13 protein-coding genes are annotated in these 22,220 nt (G+C 70.0%); 11 read left to right on the forward strand and 2 right to left on the reverse strand.

The window, feature by feature from the left end:
* Nucleotides 1-70 precede the first annotated feature (70 nt).
* The 11 genes from Air01nite_RS22015 to Air01nite_RS22065 all read left to right on the forward strand — a co-directional run bounded on the left by Air01nite_RS22015 (nucleotide 71) and on the right by Air01nite_RS22065 (nucleotide 16,605).
* Entirely contained in the window at nucleotides 71-2,944 is a 2,874-nt protein-coding gene (locus tag Air01nite_RS22015) for a ricin-type beta-trefoil lectin domain protein (protein ID WP_203704724.1), read from the forward strand.
* Between the two features lie 76 nt (nucleotides 2,945-3,020).
* Nucleotides 3,021-5,135 carry a ThuA domain-containing protein gene (locus Air01nite_RS22020; protein ID WP_203704726.1) on the forward strand — a complete coding sequence of 705 codons (2,115 nt, stop codon included), beginning with the start codon at nucleotides 3,021-3,023 and terminating at the stop codon, nucleotides 5,133-5,135.
* An 11-nt stretch (nucleotides 5,136-5,146) separates the two neighbouring features.
* Nucleotides 5,147-7,978, forward strand: coding sequence for a PQQ-dependent sugar dehydrogenase (locus Air01nite_RS22025; RefSeq protein ID WP_203704728.1), 2,832 nt, complete (start codon nucleotides 5,147-5,149; stop codon nucleotides 7,976-7,978).
* 122 nt (nucleotides 7,979-8,100) lie between these two features.
* A complete protein-coding gene (locus tag Air01nite_RS22030) occupies nucleotides 8,101-9,408 on the forward strand; it encodes an L-fuconate dehydratase (protein WP_203704729.1) in 1,308 nt (435 codons plus the stop codon).
* Between the two features lie 50 nt (nucleotides 9,409-9,458).
* Nucleotides 9,459-10,520, forward strand: a complete 1,062-nt coding sequence (locus tag Air01nite_RS22035) for a sugar ABC transporter substrate-binding protein (protein ID WP_239090881.1) — start codon at nucleotides 9,459-9,461, stop codon at nucleotides 10,518-10,520.
* Nucleotides 10,520-12,145, forward strand: a complete 1,626-nt coding sequence (locus Air01nite_RS22040; protein WP_203704731.1) for a sugar ABC transporter ATP-binding protein — start codon at nucleotides 10,520-10,522, stop codon at nucleotides 12,143-12,145. Before Air01nite_RS22035 ends, Air01nite_RS22040 begins: the two co-directional genes overlap by 1 nt.
* Nucleotides 12,142-13,164, forward strand: coding sequence for an ABC transporter permease (locus Air01nite_RS22045; protein ID WP_203704732.1), 1,023 nt, complete (start codon nucleotides 12,142-12,144; stop codon nucleotides 13,162-13,164). The genes Air01nite_RS22040 and Air01nite_RS22045 overlap by 4 nt, the downstream gene beginning before the upstream one ends.
* A gap of 12 nt (nucleotides 13,165-13,176) precedes the next feature.
* Nucleotides 13,177-13,848 (forward strand): FadR/GntR family transcriptional regulator, encoded by a 672-nt coding sequence (locus Air01nite_RS22050; protein ID WP_203704733.1) that lies wholly within the window; start codon nucleotides 13,177-13,179, stop codon nucleotides 13,846-13,848.
* Nucleotides 13,849-13,957: 109 nt separating this feature from the next.
* On the forward strand, nucleotides 13,958-14,407 hold the full coding sequence (locus Air01nite_RS22055) for a hypothetical protein (RefSeq protein WP_203704734.1): 450 nt from the start codon (nucleotides 13,958-13,960) through the stop codon (nucleotides 14,405-14,407).
* Nucleotides 14,404-15,996 (forward strand): multicopper oxidase family protein, encoded by a 1,593-nt coding sequence (locus tag Air01nite_RS22060; RefSeq protein ID WP_203704735.1) that lies wholly within the window; start codon nucleotides 14,404-14,406, stop codon nucleotides 15,994-15,996. The genes Air01nite_RS22055 and Air01nite_RS22060 overlap by 4 nt, the downstream gene beginning before the upstream one ends.
* A gap of 63 nt (nucleotides 15,997-16,059) precedes the next feature.
* The gene (locus tag Air01nite_RS22065; RefSeq protein WP_203704737.1) at nucleotides 16,060-16,605 is read left to right on the forward strand and encodes a hypothetical protein; all 546 of its coding nucleotides are present in this window, start codon (nucleotides 16,060-16,062) and stop codon (nucleotides 16,603-16,605) included.
* A gap of 1,119 nt (nucleotides 16,606-17,724) precedes the next feature.
* Here Air01nite_RS22065 and Air01nite_RS22070 read toward each other — a convergent pair.
* Together Air01nite_RS22070 and Air01nite_RS22075 are read right to left on the reverse strand one after the other, a co-directional pair.
* Nucleotides 17,725-20,580: a putative bifunctional diguanylate cyclase/phosphodiesterase gene (locus Air01nite_RS22070; protein WP_203704739.1), complete on the reverse strand. Its 2,856-nt coding sequence runs from the start codon at nucleotides 20,578-20,580 to the stop codon at nucleotides 17,725-17,727.
* An 829-nt stretch (nucleotides 20,581-21,409) separates the two neighbouring features.
* Nucleotides 21,410-22,003, reverse strand: a complete 594-nt coding sequence (locus tag Air01nite_RS22075) for a hypothetical protein (protein ID WP_203704741.1) — start codon at nucleotides 22,001-22,003, stop codon at nucleotides 21,410-21,412.
* Between the last annotated feature and the right edge of the window lie 217 nt (nucleotides 22,004-22,220).

Below are 22,220 nucleotides of genomic sequence, written 5' to 3' on the forward strand. Positions count from 1 at the left end.
CGACCGCGCAGGTCGCACGGGGTCACGGTCCGCCATGCTCCGTACCCCTACCCACCACGGGAGCATCCACATGCGACGTACGTCCCTGCGCCGCAGACCGCGCTTGCTGAGCGCGCTCGGCGCGGCCCTGCTGACCGCCGCCAGCCTGACGGCGCTGACCATCACACCGACGCCCGCGGCGGCCGCGCCACCGGCCACCAACCTGTTCGAGAAGGTCAAGCTCGACGGCGGCACCTCGATGGGCGAGCCGATCGAGCTCGCGGTCGCGCCGGACCAGAAGGTCTTCTACATCAACCGCGGCACGTCCTCCGGCGGCGGCCAGGTCCGCCTCTACAACCCGACCACCCGGACCACCACGGTCGCGCTGACGCTGGCGCTGGACGCCCGGTTCGAGGACGGGCTGATCGGCATCACGCTCGACCCCGCCTTCGCCACGAACCGCTGGCTCTATCTCTTCTATTCGCCGGCGCAGACCACGCTGGTCAACCGGATCTCCCGGTTCACCTTCAACGCCACGACCAACGTGATCGACCCGGCGTCCGAGGACATGATCATCGAGTGGCCGACCGAGCGGCGGTTGTGCTGCCACAGCGCCGGCTCGATGACCTGGGACACGGCCGGCAACCTCTACTTCGCGGTCGGCGACAACACCAACTCCGGCGGCGACTCCGCCGGCATGGCGCCGATCGACGAGCGCACGTCGCGCGACGCGCAGTACGACGCACAGCGGACGTCCGGCAACACCAACGACCTGCGGGGCAAGATCAACCGGATCAAGCCGCAGGCCAACGGCACCTACACGATCCCGACCGGCAACCTGTTCGCGCCCGGCACGTCGGGCACGAAGCCCGAGATCTACATCATGGGTGTACGCAACCCGTACCGCGTCTGGGTCGACAAGAAGGCCAACAACACCCTCTACTGGGGCGAGGTCGGTCCCGACGCCGGCGCGACGATCGCCAATCGCGGGCCGGCGGCCTACGACGAGTTCAACCGCGCCAGCGCGCCAGGCAACTACGGCTGGCCGTACTGCGGTGGCCCGAACGTGGCCTACAACGACTGGGACTTCGCCGCCAACGCGCCGCGGGGCTGGTTCCCGTGCGGCGGCGCGACCGGGCCGGTCAACAACTCGCCGCGCAACACCGGCCTGCAGCAGCTTCCGCCGACCAAGCCCGCACTGGTCTGGGAGCAGCACGGCGGCAGCCGCGAGTGGCCGGCGCTGGACAACCCGGGCGGCTGCGGCTCGCCGAACCACACCGAGGTCTACCACTACGACCCGAACCTGGTCTCGGACGTGAAGTGGCCGCAGTACTACGACAACAAGTGGCTGATCTCCGAGTACTGCCGCAACTGGATCAAGGAGGTCCAGTTCGACAACGGCAACCCGTCCACCGGCAACCCGACGATCATCGAGCCGGTGCTGGCCGGGATGCAGCTCGTGCACCCGATCGACATGGAGTTCGGCCCGGACGGCTCGCTCTATCTCCTCGAGTACGGCAACGGCTACTTCTCCGGTGACGTCGCGGCCGGGCTCTACAAGATCAACTATGTCGCCGGTGGGCGCGCGCCGATCGCGGTCGCCTCGGCCAACCGGGACAACGGCTTGGTGCCCCTTGCGGTCACCTTCTCCAGCGCGGGCAGCAACGACCCGGACGGCAACCCGCTGACCTACCAGTGGGACTTCGACAACAACGGCACGGTCGACTCGACCGCGGCCAACCCGACCTACACCTACACCACCGTCGGCGACAAGCGGGCCCGGCTGACCGTCAACGACGGCACCGGCCGCAGCGGCACGACGCTGCTGCCGATCGTCGTCGGCAACAACCGGCCGACGGTCGCGCTCAACGGCCTGCCGGCCGGCGGCATGATCTCGTGGGGCGAGAACGTCACCTCGACCGCGACCGCCACCGACCCGCAGGACGGCACGATCCCGTGCGCCAACGTGGTGATCCGGGCGGCCCTGGGCCACCAGGAGCACGCGCACGAGGAGGGCCAGGGCACCGGCTGCGGGTTCACCGTCAACACCGGCCCGGTGCACGCCGGCCCGGACTCGACGCTGTTCTTCGTGCTGCGGTCCAGCTACACCGACCGGGGCGCGACCGGGACGGTGCCGCTGACGGGCGAGAAGGAGATCACCCTCTGGCCCAAGCAGTGGCAGGCCGAACACTACGTGACGCTCAACGGCCCGCAGGTGATCAACGCGTCGGGCGCCGAGGGCGGCAAGCGGCTCGGTGACATCCAGAACGGCGAGTACGTGCGGCACCACGCCGTGAGCCTCAAGGGCATCAACCAGCTCCGCGCGAGGGTCTCCTCGGGCGGCGCGGGCGGCACCATCTCGTTCCGGTACGACTCGACCACCGGCCCGGAGGTCGCGCGGGTCGCGGTGGCGTCGACGGGTAGCTGGGACACCTACACCGACATCACGGTGCCGGTGACCAAGCCCGACGACAACACGCACGACCTCTACATCGTGTTCACGGGTGGCAGCGGGGCGTTCCTCGACCTCGACAGCTACACGTTCGTCGGCCCGGGTGTCTCGACGCCGACCGGTGGCGGTGGGCCGCGGACCGGCGCTATCCGGGCGCTCGGCAAGTGCGCGGACGTCAACGCCAGCGGCACCGCCGACGGCACGAAGATCCAGATCTGGGACTGCAACGGCGCACCGAACCAGACCTGGACGGTCGGCACCGACGGCACGATCCGCTCGCTCGGCAAGTGCATGGACGTCCAGTCCAGCGGCCTGGTGAACGGCACCAAGATCCATCTCTGGACCTGCAACGGCACGGGCGCGCAGCAGTGGGTGGCCGGCGCCAACGGCAGCCTGCGCAACCCGCAGTCCAACCGGTGCCTGGACATCCCGGCGTCGAACGTCACGAACGGCAACCAGCTCCAGATCTACGACTGCAACGGCACCGGCGCCCAGAACTGGACGCTGCCGTAAGGCCGGAGCGCACAGCCGCGTGGGGCCCGGTCGCGCCGACGGCCGGGTCCCACGCCCCCTACCTCTAGGAGTTCGCATGCGCATCCGCGCCATCGCCGCGGCCGCCGCGCTCGCCCTCGTGGCGGGCCTTGCGGTCGCACCACCCGCGGCTTCGGCCGCACCGCTGACCAAGGTCCTCGTCTTCTCCAAGACCGCCGGCTTCCGGCACTCGTCGATCCCCAACGGCATCGCGGCGATCCAGCAACTCGGGGCGGCCAACGGCTTCTCGGTGACCGCGACCGAGGACGCCAACCAGTTCACCACCGCCAACCTCGCGCAGTACCAGGCGGTCGTCTTCCTCTCGACGACCGGCGACGTGCTCAACGCGACACAGCAGACCGCTTTCCAGTCGTACGTCACGGGCGGCGGCGGGTTCGTCGGTGTGCACGCGGCGGCCGACACCGAGTACGACTGGCCGTTCTACGGCGAGCTGGTCGGTGCCTGGTTCGCCTCGCACCCGGCCAACCAGACCGCGACGATCAGGGTCGAGGACCGTGGCAACGCCTCGACCGCGCACCTGCCGGCGACCTGGTCCCGGCTGGACGAGTGGTACAACTACCGGACCAACCCCCGGTCCACCGCCAAGGTGCTGGCCAGCCTCGACGAGTCCTCGTACTCCGGCGGCTCGATGGGTGGCGACCACCCGATCACGTGGTGCAAGAACGTGGGCGCGGGCCGGTCCTGGTACACGGGCCTGGGCCACGTGGAGGAGGCGTACACCGACGCCAACTTCACCCGGATGCTGTTGGGCGGCATCCAGATCGCGGCCAACAACCGCCCGGCCGACTGCCGGCCGGAGACCGGCTACACCGCCCTGTTCGACGGCACCCAGGCCAGCCTGAACAACTGGCGGCAGATCGGCGCCGGGAGCTTCACCCTGGCCAACGGGACGCTGAGCTCGGTCGGCGGGATGGGCCTGCTCTGGTATCCGGTGCGGACGTTCAGCAACTACTCGCTGAAGGTCGACTGGATGATGCCGGGCGACGACAACGGCGGCGTTTTCATCGGTTTCCCGGACCCGGTCGGTGATCCGTGGAACCCGGTCAACCAGGGACACGAGATCCAGATCGACGCCACCGACGCCGACCCGACCCGCACGACGGGCAGTGTCTACAGCTTCCAGGGTCCGAACTACGCGCTGCGCGACGCGGCGCTGAACCCGCCGGGTTCGTGGAACACCTACGAGATCGGCGTGCACGGGCAGCGGGTGGAGATCTGGCTCAACGGCGTCAAGGTGAACGACTACCAGTCGCCGCGGGCCATCGCCAACGGCTACATCGGCGTGCAGAACGACGGCGCCGGGCTGGACATCAACTACCGCAACATCCGCATCAAGGCCGAGGGCGGCAACCCGCCGGCGACCGACATCGCGCAGGGCAGGCCCGTGACCGTGTCCAGTGTGGAGGGTGGCAACCTCGCGGCGTACGCGACCGACGGGAACCCGGCGACCCGCTGGGGCAGCCTCTACAGCGACCCGCAGTCCATCACGGTCGACCTGGGCCAGTCCTACAACCTGTCCCGCGTGCGGCTCAACTGGGAGACCGCGTACGGGCGGGCGTACCAGATCCAGACGTCGCCGAACAACTCGACGTGGACCACGGTCTACTCGACGACCACCGGCGACGGCGGTGTCGACGACATCACGCTGTCCGGCAGCGGCCGCTACGTGCGAATGAACGGAACGCAGCGGGGCACCCAGTGGGGCTACTCGCTGTGGGACTTCAACGTGTACGGGACGCCGGGTGGCTCCGGGCCGACGCTGTTGTCGCGCAACCAGCCGGTCACGGTGTCCAGTGTGGAGCCCAACTCGCCGCACGCGGGTGCCAACGCCGTCGACGGCAACACCGCCACCCGCTGGGGTTCGGCCTACAGCGACCCGCAGTGGATCTCCGTCGACCTGGGATCGGCGCGGAGCGTCAACCGCGTCCGGCTCCAGTGGGAGGCCGCTTTCGCGCGGGCGTACCAGATCCAGACCTCGACCAACGGGTCGACCTGGACGACGGCGTACTCGACCACGACCGGCGACGGCGGGGTCGACGACGTCACCCTCACCACCCCACCCACGGCCCGCTACGTCCGCGTCAACGGCACGCAGCGCGCCCTCACCCAGTACGGCTACTCCCTCTGGGAGTTCGAGGTCTACGGATCATGAGAGGAACGCACATGCGCCCACACCCCCGGCGCTGGTCGCGGCTGCTTGCCGTCGGCCTGCTCGGCGTCGCCAGCTCGACGCTGGCGGTGACCGCTGCCGCGACACCCGCCGCCGCGGCACCCATCCCGCCCTCCGACTACCAGGCCGTGCAGCTCGCCGTCGGCTCCGCCGAGATCGGCGAGGCCATGTCGCTGGCCGTGCTGCCGGACCGCACGGTCATCCACACGGCCCGCAACGGCACGGTCCGGGTCACTGACGCCGCCGGCAACACCAAGGTGGCCGGAACGATCCCCGTCTACACGCACGACGAGGAGGGCCTCCAGGGCGTCGCGGTGGACCCGAACTTCGCCACCAACCGCTACGTCTGGATCTACTACTCGCCGCCGCTGTCGACGCCCGGCGGTGACGCGCCGACCACCGGCACGGCCGCCGACTTCAACGCGTGGAAGGGCCACCTGAACCTGTCGCGGTTCACGCTCAACGCCGACAACACGCTCAACATGGCCAGCCAGGTGGTCACGCTGACCGTCGACAACGACCGCGGCCAGTGCTGCCACGTCGGTGGTGACATCGACTTCGACTCGGCCGGCAACCTCTACCTGACCACGGGCGACGACACGAACCCGTTCGAGAGCAACGCCTACACCCCGATCGACGAGCGGACGAACCGCAACCCGCAGTTCGACGCGCAGCGCTCCTCGGCGAACACCAACGACCTGCGCGGCAAGGTGCTGCGGATCAAGCCGACCGCGGCCGGCGGCTACACAATCCCGGCCGGCAACATGTTCGCGCCGGGCACGGCCAACACCCGGCCCGAGATCTACGCGATGGGCTTCCGGAACCCGTTCCGGATGAGCGTCGACAAGCCGACCGGCATCGTCTACCTCGGCGACTACGGCCCGGACGCGGGCGCCGCAGACCCCAACCGCGGGCCGGGCGGGCAGGTCGAGTTCAACCGGATCACCGGGCCCGGCTTCTACGGCTGGCCGTACTGCACGGGCAACAACTCGACCGCCGAGACCTACAACGAGTACACGTTCCCGAGCGGACCGTCGCAGGCGAAGTACAACTGCGCGGGCGGGCCGACCAACAACTCGTTCCGCAACACCGGCCTGCAGACGCTGCCGGCGGCCAAGCCGTCCTGGATCCGGTACGGCTTCGACTCGACACCGCCGGAGTTCGGCGGCGGCTCGGAGTCCCCGATGGGCGGCCCGGTCTACCGCTACAACGCGTCGCTGAACTCGGCGGTCAAGTTCCCGCAGTCGCTCGACGGCCGCTACTTCGCCGGTGAGTACGGCCGCCAGTGGATCAAGGCGATCGCGGTGAACGCCAACGGCACCTACGGCGAGATCTCCGACTTCCCGTGGGACGGCACGCAGGTCATGGACATGGCCTTCGGGCCGGACGGCGCGCTCTACGTGCTCGACTACGGCACGGGCTCCAACAACCAGGCGCTCTACCGCATCGAGTACATCGGCGGCGGCAACCGCAGCCCGGTCGCGGTCGCCTCGGCCAACCGGACCTCGGGCCCGGCGCCGCTGACCATCAACTTCTCGTCGGCGGGGTCGTCGGACCCGGAGGGCGGCGCGCTGTCGTACCTCTGGACGTTCGGCGACGGCACCACCTCGACCGCGGCGAACCCGACGAAGACGTACAACACCAACGGCACCTACACACCGACGCTCCGGGTGACCGACCCGACCGGGCTGTCGGGCACGGCGAGCCTGGTCGTCACGGTGGGCAACACCGCGCCGACGGTCAACCTCAGCGCCCCGGCCGATGGGTCGCTGTTCAACTTCGGCGACACCATCCCGTACACGGTCAGCGTCTCCGATCCTGAGGACGGCACCATCAACTGCGCGCGGGTGTCGGTGACCTACTTCCTCGGCCACGACAACCACTCGCACCAGATCACCTCGAAGTCGGGCTGCTCCGGCACGCTCACCGTGCCCACCGACGGCGAGCACGACGCGGCGGCCAACATCTTCGGCATCTTCGTCGCCTCCTACACCGACAACGGCGGCCTGACCACCACCAACCAGAAGGTCCTGCAGCCCCGGCACCGCCAGGGTGAGCACTTCTCGGCGCAGTCGGGCGGGGTGCAGATCGCCAACCACGCACCGGCCGAGGGCGGCGCGACCGCCGGCTACATCGACAACAACGACTGGATCTCGTTCCGGCCCTACAACCTGTCGGGTGCCAGCAGCATCACCGCGCGGGTGGCCTCCGGCACGATCGGCGGCACCATCGAGGTGCGCAGCGGCTCGCAGACCGGCACGCTGCACGGCACGTTGACGGTCAGCCCGACCGGTGGCTGGGAGACCTACGTCAACGTGACGGCCAACCTGACGAACCTGCCGTCCGGGTCGACCCAGTTGTTCTTCGTGTTCAAGGGTGGGGCGGGCAACCTGTTCGACCTCGACGCGTTCACGATCAACTCGACGGGCACGCCGCCGACCGGCGGCTCGACGCTGAAGTCGCTGGCCAACAACCTGTTCGTCAGCGCGGCCAACAGCACGACGCCGCTGATCGCCAACAAGACGACGGCGGGCACCACCGAGCGGTTCGACGTGGTCGACCTCGGTGGCGGCAACGTCGCGCTGCGGTCCCGGGCCAACAACATGTACGTCTGCGCGGAGAACGCGGGCGCCAACCCGCTGGTCGCCAACCGGGCGGCGGTCGGGCCGTGGGAGACGTTCGCCCTGGTCCGCAACGCGGACGGCAGTGAGAGCCTGCGGGCGACCGTCAACAACATGTACGTGGTCGCCGAGAACGCCGGCGCGGCCTCGCTGATCGCCAACCGGGCGGCCATCGGGGCCTGGGAGAAGTTCGATCTCGTCTAAACAGTCATTGGATGAATCGCCCCGTGCGCGGGGCGATTCTTCCTTTGTAGAGATCGAGGGCCTTGCCATACATCCGATCACCTGGTAAACATCGGACCTATGAATGCGCGTGAGGACCATCGATGACCGCCCGCTTCGTGTCGCTGGACACCTACGACGTGCGGTTTCCGACCTCGCGCGAGCTGGACGGCTCCGACGCGATGAACCCGGACCCGGACTACTCGGCTGCCTACGTCGTGCTGCGCACCGACGAGCTCGACGGGCACGAGGGGCACGGGTTCGCGTTCACCATCGGGCGCGGCAACGAGGTGCAGACCGCCGCGATCGCCGCCCTGCGCCCCTACCTCGCCGGTCGCCTGGTCAAGAACGTGCTCGACGACCTGGGCGCGTTCTGGCGCGAGCTGGTGCACGACTCGCAGCTCCGCTGGCTGGGCCCCGAGAAGGGCGTCATGCACATGGCCATCTCGGCCGTGGTCAACGCGCTCTGGGACCTCAAGGCCAAGCAGGCGGGCCTGCCGCTCTGGCAGTTGCTCGCCTCCATGCCGCCGGAGGAGCTGGTCTCGCTCGTCGACTTCCGCTACCTGACCGACGCGCTCACCCCCGGTGAGGCGCTCGAGCTGCTGCAGCCCGGCGCGGTCGGGCGTGAGGAGCGGGTCGCGGAGCTGCTGGCGCACGGTTATCCGGCATATGCCACCTCGCCCGGGTGGCTGGGCTACGACGACGCCAAGCTGCGCCGGCTGTGCCAGGAGGCGCTCGACGAGGGGTTCACCCAGATCAAGCTGAAGGTGGGCGCGGACCTGGCCGACGACCTGCGCCGGCTGCGGATCGCCCGCGAGGTCTGCGGTCCGGACATCCGGATCGCGGTCGACGCCAACCAGCGGTGGGACGTCGGCGACGCGATCGAATGGGTCGGCGCCCTTGCTCCGTACGACGTCTGGTGGGTCGAGGAGCCGACCAGCCCCGACGACGTGGTCGGGCACGCCGCCATCGCCCGCGGCATCGCGCCCGTCCCGGTGGCCACCGGTGAGCACGTGCAGAACCGTGTGGTCTTCAAACAGCTCCTCCAGCTCGGCGCGGTGTCCTATGTGCAGCTCGACGCCGCCCGGGTGGCCGGCGTCAACGAGAACATCGCGATCCTGTTGCTGGCGGCCAAGTTCGGCGTGCCGGTCTGCCCGCACGCGGGCGGCGTCGGCCTGTGCGAGCTAGTGCAGCACCTCTCGCTCTTCGACTACGTCGCGGTGTCCCGTTCCATGGACAACCGCGTCATCGAGTACGTGGACCACCTCCACGAGCACTTTCTCGACCCTGTGCAGATCCGCGCCGGGCGTTACCTGGCACCCCAGGCGCCCGGCTTCAGCTCGACCATGCGCCCGGAAAGCCGGGCCCGGTTCGCCTTCCCTGACGGCCCGGCCTGGTCGCGCGCCGTTTGAACCGCTCCATCCCCTACCCATCCCGCTACCCACCACAGAGGACAGCGATGATGCTGAAGAGACGCGCCGTCGTCAGCGTGGCGGTCGTCGCCGCGTTCGCCGCGGCGACCGCCGGTTGCAACTCGTCCGACCCCGCCTCGTCCGGTGGCAGTGGCACCGGCACCGGCGACGCCAAGCCGCCGATCGCCGTCGACCTGCCCCGGGCCGACTCCGACTTCTGGAACTCGTACGCGAAGTACATCCCGCAGTACGCGAAGGAAAGCGACATCAACCTGATGACGCCGACCAACTCGCAGAACGACATCGCCAAGCTGGTGGCCAACGCCCAGGCGCTCACCGCGCAGGGCGCGAAGGCCATCGTGATGGCGCCGCAGGACACGGGCGCGATCGCGACCACGCTCACGATGCTGGAGAGCAAGAAGATCCCGGTCGTCTCCGTGGACACCCGGCCCGACAAGGGCAAGGTCTTCATGGTCGTGCGGGCCGACAACCGCGCCTACGGCCAGAAGGCCTGCGAGTTCCTCGGTGAGAAGCTCGGCGGCAAGGGCAAGGTCATCGAGTTCCAGGGCTCGCTGTCGTCCGTCAACGGCCGCGACCGCTCCGAGGCCTTCGCCGAGTGCATGAAGACGAAGTTCCCCGGCATCACCATCTTCGAGGAGCCGACCGAGTGGGAGGGCGCCAAGGCGTCCGCCGCGCTGCAGACCCGGCTCGCGCAGCACCCCGACATCAAGGGCATCTACATGCAGGCCGGCGGCGTGTTCCTGGCGCCGACCCTGCAGCTGCTGAAGTCCAAGAACCTGCTGGTCCCGCCGACCGACCCGAAGCACATCTTCATCGTGTCCAACGACGGCATCCCGCAGGAGTTCGAGGCGATCCGCAAGGGCGAGATCGACGCCACCGTCTCGCAGCCGGCGGACCTCTACGCGAAGTACGCGCTCTTCTACGCGAAGGCCGCGGTCGAGGGAAAGACGTTCACCCCTGGACCGACCGACCATGACAGCACCATCATCGACGTCGGCAACGGCGTGCTCGAAGACCAGCTGCCGGCGCCGCTCGTGACGAAGGACAACGTCGACGACGCGTCGTTGTGGGGCAACCAGATCGGGAAGTGATGACCGGAGTGCTCTCCGACGCGGTCGGGGGTGGGGCTGCCGCCCCGCCCCCGGCCGTCTCGGCTCAGGAGATAACCAAGCGCTTCGGCGCGACGACCGCGCTGTCCGGTGTGAGCGTGGCGGTCCGGCCCGGTGAGACGCACGCGTTGGTGGGTCGCAACGGCGCCGGCAAGTCCACGCTGGTATCGGTGCTCACCGGGCTGCAGCGGGCCGACGAGGGCACCGTGTCCTTCGGCGGCGAGCCGGCACCGGCGCCGTCCGACCGGGACGGTTGGCGGCGCCGGGTCGCCTGCGTCTACCAGCGGTCGACCATCATCCCCACGCTGTCGGTCGCCGAGAACCTGTTCCTCAACCGGCAGACCGCGCGGGGCCCCATCCGCTGGGGCGGTTTGCGGCGGCGGGCCGCTTCTCTGCTGGAGGAGTACGGCGTCGCGGTCAACCCGGCCGCGATGGCCGGCGACCTCAACGTCGAGCAGCGGCAGCTCGTCGAGATCGCCCGGGCGCTCTCGTTGGGGACCCGCTTCATCATCCTCGACGAGCCCACCGCGCGGCTCGACGCGACGGCGATCGAGCGGCTGTTCGTTCGCATGCGGTCCCTGTCCGCTTCCGGCGTGACGATGCTGTTCATCTCGCACCACCTGCGGGAGGTGTACGAGGTGTGCGACACCGTGACCGTGCTGCGGGACGCCCGCTGGGTGCTCACGGAGCCGGTGTCGGCGGTCGGGCACTCGGCGTTGGTGGCGGCGATGACGGGCGAGGCGGTCGGGCTCACCGACGTGGCGCCCCGCACGGTGCCGTCGTCGGCGCAGCCGGCCCTGTCGCTTCGCTCGCTCACGCTCGCCGACGCGTACACCGGGATCGACCTGGAGGTTCGTGCCGGTGAGATCGTCGGGGTGACCGGGTCCGGGAGCAGCGGGAAGGTCTCGCTGGCCGAGACTGTCGGCGGATTGCGTCGCGCCGACAGCGGCACGGTCTCGGTGGGCACCTCCGTCGTCGGTGCCGGCGTGCCGGCCGCCTTGAAGGCGGGCATCGGGCTCGTGCCCGAGGACCGGCACCGCGAGGGGCTCGTGCCGCTGTTGTCGGTGGCGGAGAACGCGACGCTGCCGATCGCTTCGCAGCTGGGGCCGGCGGGTGTCGTGGTGCCGCGGCGGCGCACCGCCGTAGCCAGTGAAATGGTGAAAAAATACGACATCCGCGCGGAGAGTCCGGCCGCTCCCGTCTCCAGCCTCTCCGGCGGCAACGCGCAGAAGGTCGTGCTGGCCCGGGCGCTGTCAACCTCGCCTGCGGTGTTGGTGCTGATCAACCCGACCGCCGGTGTCGACGTGCGCTCCAAGGAGTCGCTGCTCGGCGCGGTGCGGTCGGCGGCCGACCAGGGGACCGGCGTGCTGATGGTGTCCGACGAGCTCGACGACCTGCGCCACTGCGATCGGGTGCTGGTCATGTTCCACGGTCAGGTCACCGCCACGCTTCCGCGCGGCTGGGACGACGCGGAGGTGGTCGCGGCCGTGGAAGGCGTCGCATCGGCGGACGAGGCCACGTCCAACGCCGAGGAGGGCGTCGCGGTCGGCGGCGACCAGGGTTCATCGGCCGGCAAAGGTGTTTCTTCAGAAGGAGCGGAGTCATGAGCGGCACCACCACCGCACCACCTGTCGCGGACGCGCCTCCCGCGCGCCGGCTGCGTGGGCCGGCGCTGGCGCGGATGCGGGACCTGGCGCTCGTACCCGCGATCATCGTGTTGGTCCTGGTTGGTGCCTTGATCGACCCGGTGTTCCTGAGCAGCGCCAACATCATCAACGTGCTGCAGCAGCAGACCGAACTCTCGCTGCTGGTGCTGGCCGAGGCGATCATCCTGATCGGCGGCCGGTTCGACCTGTCACTGGAGTCGACCGTCGGCCTCGCGCCGGCGCTCGCCGTCGCGCTGGTCATCCCGGCGGCCAGCAACGGGCTCGGCACCGAATGGTCCTCGGCGCTGGCGATCCCGATCTGCCTGCTGGTCGGCGTGCTGATCGGGGCGTTCAACGGTGTGCTGATCCTGCGTTTCGGGCTCTCGGCGTTCATCGTCACGCTCGGCATGCTGATCGTCCTGCGCGGTCTGCAGATCGGCATCACGGGTGGGCAGAACCTGTTCGAGCTGCCTTCCTCCGTCCTCTACCTGGGCAACGCTCAGTGGTTCGGCCTGCCGGCCTCGATCTGGATCTGCGGCATCCTGTTCGCGATCGGGATCGCGGTGCTCGGTTGGTTCCGGCACGGGCGCGCGGTGTACGCGATCGGCGGCAACCGGGACGCGGCGCGCGCGGCGGGCATCCGGGCCGACCGGGTGATCTTCGTCGTGTTCATCGTCGGCGGGCTGCTGGCGGCGCTGGCGGGTCTGCTGATGACGGGGCGGCTCGGCTCGGTCGCGTCGGCGCAGGGCTCCGGCATGATCTTCACGGTCTTCGCGGCCGCGGTGATCGGCGGGGTGAGCATGGAGGGCGGCAAGGGCACGCTGTTCGGCGCCCTCTGCGGTGTGATCGTGCTCGGCCTGATCAACAACATCCTCACGCTCGCCGGCGTCTCGGCGCAGTGGATCCAGGCCATCTACGGCCTGATCATCCTGGTCGCGCTGATGCTGGCCCGGGTGACCACGGGCAAGGCACAGGACTGAGGTGGCGGCGCCGTGGCGTTGACCGACGAAGCGATCGACAAGATCAAGGAGATGATCGTCTCCGGGGCCCTCGGCCCCGGGGACCGTCTCCCCAAGGAGGCCGACCTCGCGGAGCGGCTCGGGCTGTCCCGCAACTCGCTGCGCGAGGCCGTGAAGGCGCTGTCCATCATCAAGGTGCTCGACGTGCGGCAGGGTGACGGCACGTACGTCACGAGCCTCTCGCCGGACCTGCTGCTGGAGTCGCTGAGCTTCGTGGTGGACTTCCACCGCGACGACACCGTGCTGCAGTTCCTCGAGGTCCGGCGGATCCTGGAGCCGGCGGCCACCGCGCTGGCGTCGCGGCGGATGAACGACGACGACATCGCCAAGCTGCAGCGGGTGCTCGACGAGTTGGGGCCCGCTCCGTCGGTGGAGGCGCTGGTCGCCAACGACCTGGAGTTCCACCGGGCGATCGCGGCGGGCTCGGGCAACGCGGCGCTGTGCTCGCTGATCGACGGGCTGTCGGGGCCGACCACGCGCGCGCGGATCTGGCGCGGGCTCACCCAGGAGGGTGCCGTCGACAAGACCCGTGAGCAGCACCAGGCGATCGTCGACGCGATCGCGGGGCGCGAGCCGGAGCTGGCCCGGTCGTGGGCGACCGTGCACATCGCGGGCGTGGAGGAGTGGTTGCGCCAGGCGCTGTGATACGTCCGCCTGCGTACTGTCGGATACTCCCGGCCGAGTACGAAACCGTCGTACGCAGGTCATAGAGTCATCGCGTCCAACCACAGACTCTCCCGGACGGGGTTCTCTGATGCGTTCGCTCTACGTCTGGCTGTCCCGGTTGATCGCGCTCGGTGTGGTGGTGCAGGTGCTGGTCATCGCGTGGAGCACGTTCGACATCCTCAACAAGGCCGGTGACGGCGTGCCGTTCACCGAGGACACCGAGGCCAACGCCGGCGCCATGATCCACTCGGTGCTCGGCATGATGGTCATCCCGCTGCTGGCGCTGCTCTTCGGCATCATCTCGTTCTTCGCCAAGGTGCGCGGCGGCGTGGCACTGGCCTGGGCGACCGTCGGCCTGGTGGTCCTGCAGATCGCGCTGGCCTTCGCGTCGTTCAGCGCGCCCGTGGTCGGCCTCCTGCACGCCCTCAACGCGTTCGCGATCGCGGGCGTCGCCGGCATCGCCGGCGCTCGCGCGTCCCGGTCCGACACCCCTGTGGCCGCCGCAACCGGTGACCCCGGGGTTCCCGCGAGCGCATGACGGGCACCGACGACCCGGCCGAGCGCTCTTCCAGCCCGGCCGGGGCGGACAAGGCTGCCCTCGACACGGTGGGGGCGCCACCGTCCGGCGGTGCGGAGGCCGCCGGGCCGGCGCGACCGCGTTGGGTTTCTCAGGTGCTGCGGTGGGGCGCGATCGGGCTGTCTCTGGTGCTGGTCGGCACGCTCGGATATCTCTGGTACGACAGTCGGCTGCCGTCAAGCTACTCCGTGATGTCGATGGGTTACGCCGACTACGGCGGCGGTTTTGTCCCTGCGGGTGGGCACCAGCACGCGGGTGGCGTGTCGGTCGCGACCTTGACCGGGCCCGCTTCGGGGACGCCGGCGGTTTCGATGTCGCTGACCGCGCGGGCTGGGACGGTCACGTTGGCTTCCGGGGAGAAGGTCTCGGGTTACACGCTCAACGGGTCGTCGCCGGGGCCGGAGATCCGGGCGACGGTGGGCGACCTCGTGCAGGTCGACTTGGTCAACGAGTCGGTGCCCGACGGTGTGGCGTTGCACTGGCACGGTGTGCGGGTGCCCAACGCCGAGGACGGCGTGGCCGGGGTGACCCAGGACGCGGTGCCGATCGGGGGACGGCACACCTACCGGTTCCAGGTTCTCGATGCGGGGACCTACTGGTACCACTCCCACCAGGTGTCGCACGAGCAGGTCAAAGGCGGGCTGTTCGGTGCGCTGGTCGTGCTGCCGCCGGGTTCGTCCTCCGGGCCTGACGTGGTGGCGCAGGTGCACACCTATGACGGCCGGCGGACGGTGCAGGGTGCGACCGGGGAGCGGCGGATCGTGGCCGCGGCCGGGGTGGCGACCCGGGTGCGGGTGGTCAACACCGACAACGGGCCGCTGCGGGTGTCGGTGGCCGGGGCGCCCTACCGGGTGCTGGCCGTCGACGGGCACGACCTGCACTCGCCTGGGCCGGTCGTCGACCAAGGGCTGTCCATCGCCGCTGGTGGGCGGGCGGATCTCGAGGTCACGCCGCCGGCCGGTGGTGGTGGTGCGGTGCGGGTCGACCTGGGCGCCGGGTCGTCGCTGGTGCTCGGGCCCTCCGGCGCGGCTGTTCCCGCTGCCGCCACACCGGCTTCGTTGCTGGACCTGCTGTCCTACGGCACGCCCGGGCCGGTCCCGCTCGACACGAGTCGGTTCGACCGCGACTTCTCGCTGACGATCGACCGGTGGCCGGGCTTCGTCGACGGGCGCCCGGGGTTGTTCTGGACGATGAACGGCCACCTCTATCCGGACGTGCCGATGTTCATGGTCCGCGAGGGCGACATGGTCCGGATGACGATCAAGAACGACTCGGGCGAGGTGCACCCGATGCATCTGCACGGTCACACGGCGTTGGTGCTGTCTCGGGACGGGGTCGCGGCCAGCGGCAGTCCGTGGTGGACGGACTCGCTCGACGTCGACGAGGGCGAGACGTATGTGATCGCGTTCCGCGCGGACAATCCGGGCATCTGGATGGACCACTGCCACAACCTGCCGCACGCGGCGGACGGCATGGTCGCGCACCTGGCCTACGAGGGCTACACGACGCCTTATGTGATCGGCGGCAATGCCGACAACGAGCCGGAGTGACCTTGCATATTTCGTGACAGTGAGTAGCGTTGCCCTCCGATCGTTGATCGAGGGCGGGCAACCATGGACGTTGACGTAGAGAAGATCATTGCAGGCACGCGCCGCGAGGAGGCCTGGCACCTATACGCGTCGGCGTTCGACGAACTACGCCACGTGGCGGTCCAACGTCACGTTCTGTATCGCACGGAGTTCGACGACATCATGTCGGACGACCGGGTGGAGAAATACGTGGCGATAGCTCCCGACGGCGCCCTGGCGGGCTTGTCCACGCTCACCAACGACCTGTCCGCGATGCCGCTGATCTCCCCGGACTACTTCGCCCACCGCTGGCCGGACCACTATGCCGCCCGCCGCATCTGGTACCTGGGCTTCCTCGCGATCGCCGCCACCCACCGCCACTCGGGGGCCTTCGAGGCATTGATCGAACGCATGTGGCGAGTGGTCCGCGCCAACGCGGGCGTAGCGGCCCTGGACCTCTGCGCCCGCAACGAATCGGGCGGGTTGGACGCCGCGATAACCCGCAGACTGACGGCCCTGACCCCGGACGTGCTCCCCACCCGCCTCGACACCCAAGCCTTCTGGTCCTGGGAACTCCCACCCTCCCCCTGACGGTTGTGCGGCCGACCCGCCACGTCCTTCGGCGCCTCGCTGCTCACATCGCTTGATCCCGGCCGATCGATCCGACGGCGGGTCGCTCCGCCAGCCGATAGGTCGTGGTCGGTGCGGGCCAGCGGGGCACCAGCACGGGTACCGACCGGCACGGCCCTTCAGCCTCCCACGGACCCACGCGTCGGCGGCCGGGCGCCGACTGGGACGTCGAGAGCCGCCTCGCTTCTGCGCGAGCGCGTGGTTGGTTCGGGAGCGGGCCCAGATCATGGTCGGTCCAGCGGCGAGACGCTGGCGAGGTCCGCGAGCTCGGGTGCTGATCCGCAGCCGGTCAGGCTCGGCAACTCCATGCGTCGGCGACCAGGTTTGCCGCCCTCGGAGGGTTTCGTCGGGAACCGTGCCGGCTCTCTGGCGGCGCTCCGCGAGTCGTCGTCACCGGCGGCAGCGAGGTGCCGGGCACCCTCACGCTCGGCGAGTCAGCTCGGCCAGCCGACGATGCAACGGGGCCTACGCCGGGTCGCGCATCCCGGCAGCCACCTCCGCGACATGCGGCGACGCGGGGGCGACCAAACCACCGGCGGCCCCGTCCTCGGCCACACCCGCTGCCGTGCGGCTGTCCCGTTCTGGCCGGCGGGCCTGGGGTCGGCGGACCCGTGCGCATGGATACCGAAAAGGTCGGCTGGTCAGCTTTCGCGGATCCACGCGGCGGCGGGGCGTCGACCCGGGAAGGCTTCGCCGGGAACCGCGCCGGCCCTCCGGCGACGCTGCGCGAACGGGTAGCTCTTCGGGCGCAGCACGCAGGTCGTGGCCGGTCCGGCGGCCCAGCGTCAGCGGGGCGCGCGAGCGCGAGTGCTGACCGGGCCGGCCGGTCAGCTTCCGGGGATCGATGCGTCGGCGGCTGGGCGCCGACTCGGGCGGATCTCGCCGGCAGCGGTGCCGGCTTCACAGGCGATGCCCCGGGAGCCTGTGGCTGTTCGGGAGCAGCGTCCAGGTTGTGGCCGGTTCGGGTTCAGGCTCTGCGGATCGACGCGTCGGTGACCGGCGTCGCCGCGGACGTTTCGCACGTTTCGCAAGGAGCCCTGTCAGCCGCCAGGCGACGCTCCGCGAGGGTGTGGCGATCGTTCAGTCTTCGGTTGGGTCGATTCGGAGGCGGATGGCGGTTGGTGCGTGCTTGGCGGGTGCGGGGGAGACGCGGTGGGATACGTCGACGGTGTCCGCGGCCTGTTGGTCGTCGGTTGGCCGGGTGATCGGAGCGTCCTCGGCCGATCGGCGCCTGTTCTTGACCGGCAGGCGTGGCACCGGCTGGGTCGGTTCCGCGGCTTCGTGGCTCCGGACGAGGTTCTCCCCGGGGGTCGCGCGGCTCGGGTCCTCGGTGGAGGCCGTCGCCGCACGGAGCTTCGGCGGCACCGGGATTTCTCCCGGTGTCCCGGCGCCGGATTTGACCGGACGGACACCGTTGCCGTTCGTGGGCGGCACGCCTTGTTCGGCGGCGGCGGTCGATGTCGTGGGGATCGGGTCGAGCAGGCGGCGGTCCTCCGCGTCGCCGTCGGGCGTTGTCGGTGCCGGTCCGAGGCGCGGGAGCGAGGCCGGTGCCGACAAACGGTCCGGGGTGGCCCGGCCTCCCCTGGCCAGCGCGCCGCCGCGGCCGATCGTCGCCGGCTGGCGCAGGCGGGCGAAGGTCTCCGGGTCCTGCGGGCGGCCCCACAGCCAGCCCTGGCCGTAAACCACGCCCAACGCCTGCAGCACGTCGCGCTGGGCCTGGGTCTGCACGCCCTCCGCGACGACCGTCAGGCCCAGGGCCGAGCTCATCGCGACCACGGCGCGGACGATTTCCTCGTCCTCCGGGTTCGTGCCGAGGCCGCCGACGAAGGAGCGGTCGATCTTCACGCCCGTGACCGGGTGGCGGCGCAGGTAGCCCAGCGCCGAGAAGCCCGTGCCGAAGTCGTCCACCACCAGGCGCACGCCCTGGCCGCGCAGCTCGGCGATCACCTGGTCGGTGACCTGCGAGCCGTCGACCATGACCGACTCGGTGATCTCCAGCATCACCGACGAGCCGTCCAGGCCGTTCTCGGCCAGGGCCTCGGCCACCTCGCCCGGCAGGCGCGGGTCGCGGAGCTGGCGCGGCGAGACGTTGATCGACAGCCAGAAGTCCTCGTCGACCACGTCGTCCCGGCGCCACTCGGCGAGCTGGCGCAGCGCCTCGCGGATCACCCAGCGACCCAGGTCGCTGATCAACCCGGTCTCCTCGGCGATCGGGATGAACTTCGGCGGGGCGATCGTGCCCTTGACCGGGTGCTCCCAGCGGATCAGCGCCTCTACGCCCGCCAGGCGGGCGCCGCCAAGACGGACGATCGGCTGGTACGCCAGCCGGAGCTGGTCGTGCGCCAGCGCGTGCCGCAGCGCGAGCTCGATGTCGATCCGGTCGCGTACCTGATGGTGCATCGTGGTGTCGAACAGCACCCAGCGGCCGCGCCCTTCGGCCTTCGCCTGGTACATCGCGGTGTCCGCGTCGCGCAGCAACCCCTCGGCGGTGACGAGCGCGGAACCCGCGGCGTGCGGGTCGCGTGCCTCCGTGGCCGCCTCGGCCTCGGCCGCCGTCCTCGGCGAGCCCGAGCAGGCCGAGCCCGCGATGCCGATCGAACCCGACACCACGACGTCCGACGCGGTGGCCTTGAGCGGCAGGGTGAGGCTGGCCAGGATGCGCTCGGCGAGCGCGACGGCCTCTTCGGTGGTGGACTCGTGCGCGATGACGAACTCGTCGCCGCCCACCCGCGCGACCGCGGCGCCGGCTGGCACGGTGCGCCGCAGGCGGCGGGCCACCTCGACGATCACCCGGTCGCCGGCGTAGTGGCCCCACGAGTCGTTGACGAGCTTGAAGCCGTCGAGGTCGAGGAAGTACAACCACAGTGGACGGTCGGTGTCCGCTGGGCGGGCCAGCACCTGGCCGACGTGGTCGACGAGCAGCGCGCGGTTGGGCAGGGCGGTCAGGTGGTCGTGGGTGGCCTGGTACTCGTACTCCCGCTGCGCGGCCGCGTACGCCTGCACCGCTGAAACCGCCCGCAGCAGCAGCAACGCGACCATCAGCGCGCCACCGACGGCGATGACCACGCGGTCGAGGAGGCTCTGCTCGGCGATCACGGCGGTCAGCACGAACGGCACCGCCAGCGCCGGGACGATCAGCGACAGCCGGCGCCAGGACCAGGCCTGCACCGGCAGCGGCGTGCTGCGGCCGATGTCGCGCATGGATGGATGCAAGGCGCAGGCGCCGATCAGCACGAAGCCGAACAGGAACGGCAGGTCGATCCAGCGGTTGGCGATGAGCGTGCCGTTGACGCCGATGATGGCGTAACCGATGTCGCCCGCGAGCAACAGCACCATCGAACCGATGAGCATGAGGTAGCTGGGGCCGCGGAGCGAGGTGGTGAAGGCGATGTTCGCGACCAGCAGCACCAGCACCAGGTCGAAGATGGGGTAGAGCCCAGCCACGGCGGACACCGCGGCCGACCGGTCGGTGACGTCGGCGGCCGGGAGCGACAACAGCAGGGCGAAGATGAGGCCGGCGCCGAGCCCGATCAACATCCCGTCGATGACGGCGTGGCGCTTGGGTCCGTGCTTCATCGTGAGGAAGCCGATCAGACCCACGAACATCAGCACATAACCGGGCACCGTGAACGCGTCGCTGATCAGTTGAGCGGCACCGCGTTGATCAGCCGACCACGGCCTGACTATTGCGCCGACGAGGAACAGGACCGAGGCGGCCGCCAGGAGAAACCACGGCCAGCTCGGCCGGGCGCGGTGCCGGATCGGCCCGACGACCAGTGCGACCGAGGCGCCCAGGCCTACGATCACGAAAAGGACATCGGCCATGTTGCCGACGACGACATATGCGATTGCGGCGACCAGACCGACCAGGACGAATAGCCCGGCCGGAATTGCGGAGGCCAGCGGCTTGGCGCCGGCCGAGACCGCACGTGGCATTTCATCGCCCCCTGCGCGGGCTTCCGGCGACATTTCCCAGCGAACCACGACTGTAGCAGGAGCGATCGGCGGTAAGTGACCGTTCTTCGTGTTTGTCGGCGGGATTCGGTTTGGGAACCACTTTGGCTGGAACGAAATCCACGATGGTCCCAGCGCGGATCCCAATCAGGACGGTTGCCAGGCGTTCGATTGACCGGGTTCGCGGTGCGCAAGATCGCTATTCGTCGTTGGTTGACCTGGTGCGATTCGTTTTGTTGAATGGCCGGGCGGTGATCGAGTCGGCGATTCATTGCCGACCGTGCAGCCTCCGGCGTTCGCGGGCTTGGGGGTCTGCCGGTCCGGGGCGTCGCCGGTGGCAACAGGGGCTACCGCGCCGCGGAGTGGCCATGCTCGGTTGGCGGTCTGAGGTGTCGGAGGATCTCTAGATCCCCAGGTCCAGCGCCCGGACGGGGCCTCATGCCGCGGCTGACGAGGGCTTCGGTGACGTTGGGTCGGCCAAGCAGATCGACCCGAGCCGCTACTCGGAGGACGCTGCCGAGGCCTGGCACCGACGCGGGCGTTGCCGCGTGTTGAGCGTCAGTGCCCACTGCCGGGGCTCGATCCGGCCGGCGCCCTCGCTGGGATCGCGTAGCTGGCCAGGTCCGCGGCTGGTAGCGCTCATTCCGGCGGTCAGCTGTGACCGACGTGGTCGCCGTTACGGAGCCTAGCGACGGTTGACACTTGGGGGAGGTGAGGCCGGTTCGTCGAACGCCAATTTCTGCTATATATCGCCGTCACCGCACGCGCATCGAGTGAAATCGGTTCCGCTCTTTGCTGATTGCGCAGGTGTCTATCCAGAGATCGGCACGCGAACGAGCGCAGCGATTTCCGCGGTGCTTGCGGCGGCATCCAGAGCGTCGAGCGTGCCCCCGCTGTCAAGCCACCGATTCGCGGCCCTTGCGTCGTCGCCGCCAGGCAGCCCACCCGCGATCAACAGGGGCAACGTCGCGGCGTAGCGAGGCACCATGTGCGCGGGAAACCGATGCGCCACCCGCGCGACGGCGGTCGCGACCCGGATCGCATGCTCGTTGCCCGGCGGCACACCCTGCCGGTCGGGCTCGGCGGCCAACCACCGCCAGTCGTGCGCGACGTCGCACTCGCCGCACCCGACGGGCCCGGACCCGAGCGCGGCCCCGCACGCCGGGCAGTCGGTGTGCGCAAGCGCGCCGTCGAGCACGCGCCACCCGACCCCACGCGGATCCGCGACGACGGTAGCGGCGAACACGGGCACATCGGCGTCGTCGACCTCATAGTCGCGCAGCGCCGCCCGCCAGGCCGCCTCGATGTCATCGTCAAGCCAACGCGAACAGGCGCGACAACCGGGCGCCCGCCCGGGCCGCCGCCACCCACACTCGACACAACGCGGCAACGGTCGCAGATCCATCACCTGATCATCTCAGGACCCACCACCCCGATCACCTGCATTCCGCCACCCTCCGCCTGCGGCAGAGGGTGAAGCATCCGGGACGGCCTGCTGGTGGGTGCGATGCCAGCGGGCGGTTTCGTGGCGGGCCTTAGCTTGTGTTTGGCCCTCGGGCGTCGTGGCGGCGGTGTGCTGTCGGCGGGTGGTTTGGTGCCGGGCCAGGTTGTGGCTGGTCCTA

The sequence above is a fragment of the Asanoa iriomotensis genome (assembly GCF_016862515.1).
Lineage (GTDB): Bacteria > Actinomycetota > Actinomycetes > Mycobacteriales > Micromonosporaceae > Asanoa > Asanoa iriomotensis.

Coding starts and splice junctions, on each gene's coding strand:
- Air01nite_RS22075 (WP_203704741.1), bottom strand. CDS start 22,003: ATGGATCTGCGACCGTTGCCGCGTTGTGTCGAGTGTGGGTGGCGGCGG.
- Air01nite_RS22020 (WP_203704726.1), top strand. CDS start 3,021: ATGCGCATCCGCGCCATCGCCGCGGCCGCCGCGCTCGCCCTCGTGGCG.
- Air01nite_RS22030 (WP_203704729.1), top strand. CDS start 8,101: ATGACCGCCCGCTTCGTGTCGCTGGACACCTACGACGTGCGGTTTCCG.
- Air01nite_RS22045 (WP_203704732.1), top strand. CDS start 12,142: ATGAGCGGCACCACCACCGCACCACCTGTCGCGGACGCGCCTCCCGCG.
- Air01nite_RS22070 (WP_203704739.1), bottom strand. CDS start 20,580: ATGCCACGTGCGGTCTCGGCCGGCGCCAAGCCGCTGGCCTCCGCAATT.
- Air01nite_RS22035 (WP_239090881.1), top strand. CDS start 9,459: ATGCTGAAGAGACGCGCCGTCGTCAGCGTGGCGGTCGTCGCCGCGTTC.
- Air01nite_RS22055 (WP_203704734.1), top strand. CDS start 13,958: ATGCGTTCGCTCTACGTCTGGCTGTCCCGGTTGATCGCGCTCGGTGTG.
- Air01nite_RS22060 (WP_203704735.1), top strand. CDS start 14,404: ATGACGGGCACCGACGACCCGGCCGAGCGCTCTTCCAGCCCGGCCGGG.
- Air01nite_RS22040 (WP_203704731.1), top strand. CDS start 10,520: ATGACCGGAGTGCTCTCCGACGCGGTCGGGGGTGGGGCTGCCGCCCCG.
- Air01nite_RS22065 (WP_203704737.1), top strand. CDS start 16,060: ATGGACGTTGACGTAGAGAAGATCATTGCAGGCACGCGCCGCGAGGAG.
- Air01nite_RS22025 (WP_203704728.1), top strand. CDS start 5,147: ATGCGCCCACACCCCCGGCGCTGGTCGCGGCTGCTTGCCGTCGGCCTG.
- Air01nite_RS22015 (WP_203704724.1), top strand. CDS start 71: ATGCGACGTACGTCCCTGCGCCGCAGACCGCGCTTGCTGAGCGCGCTC.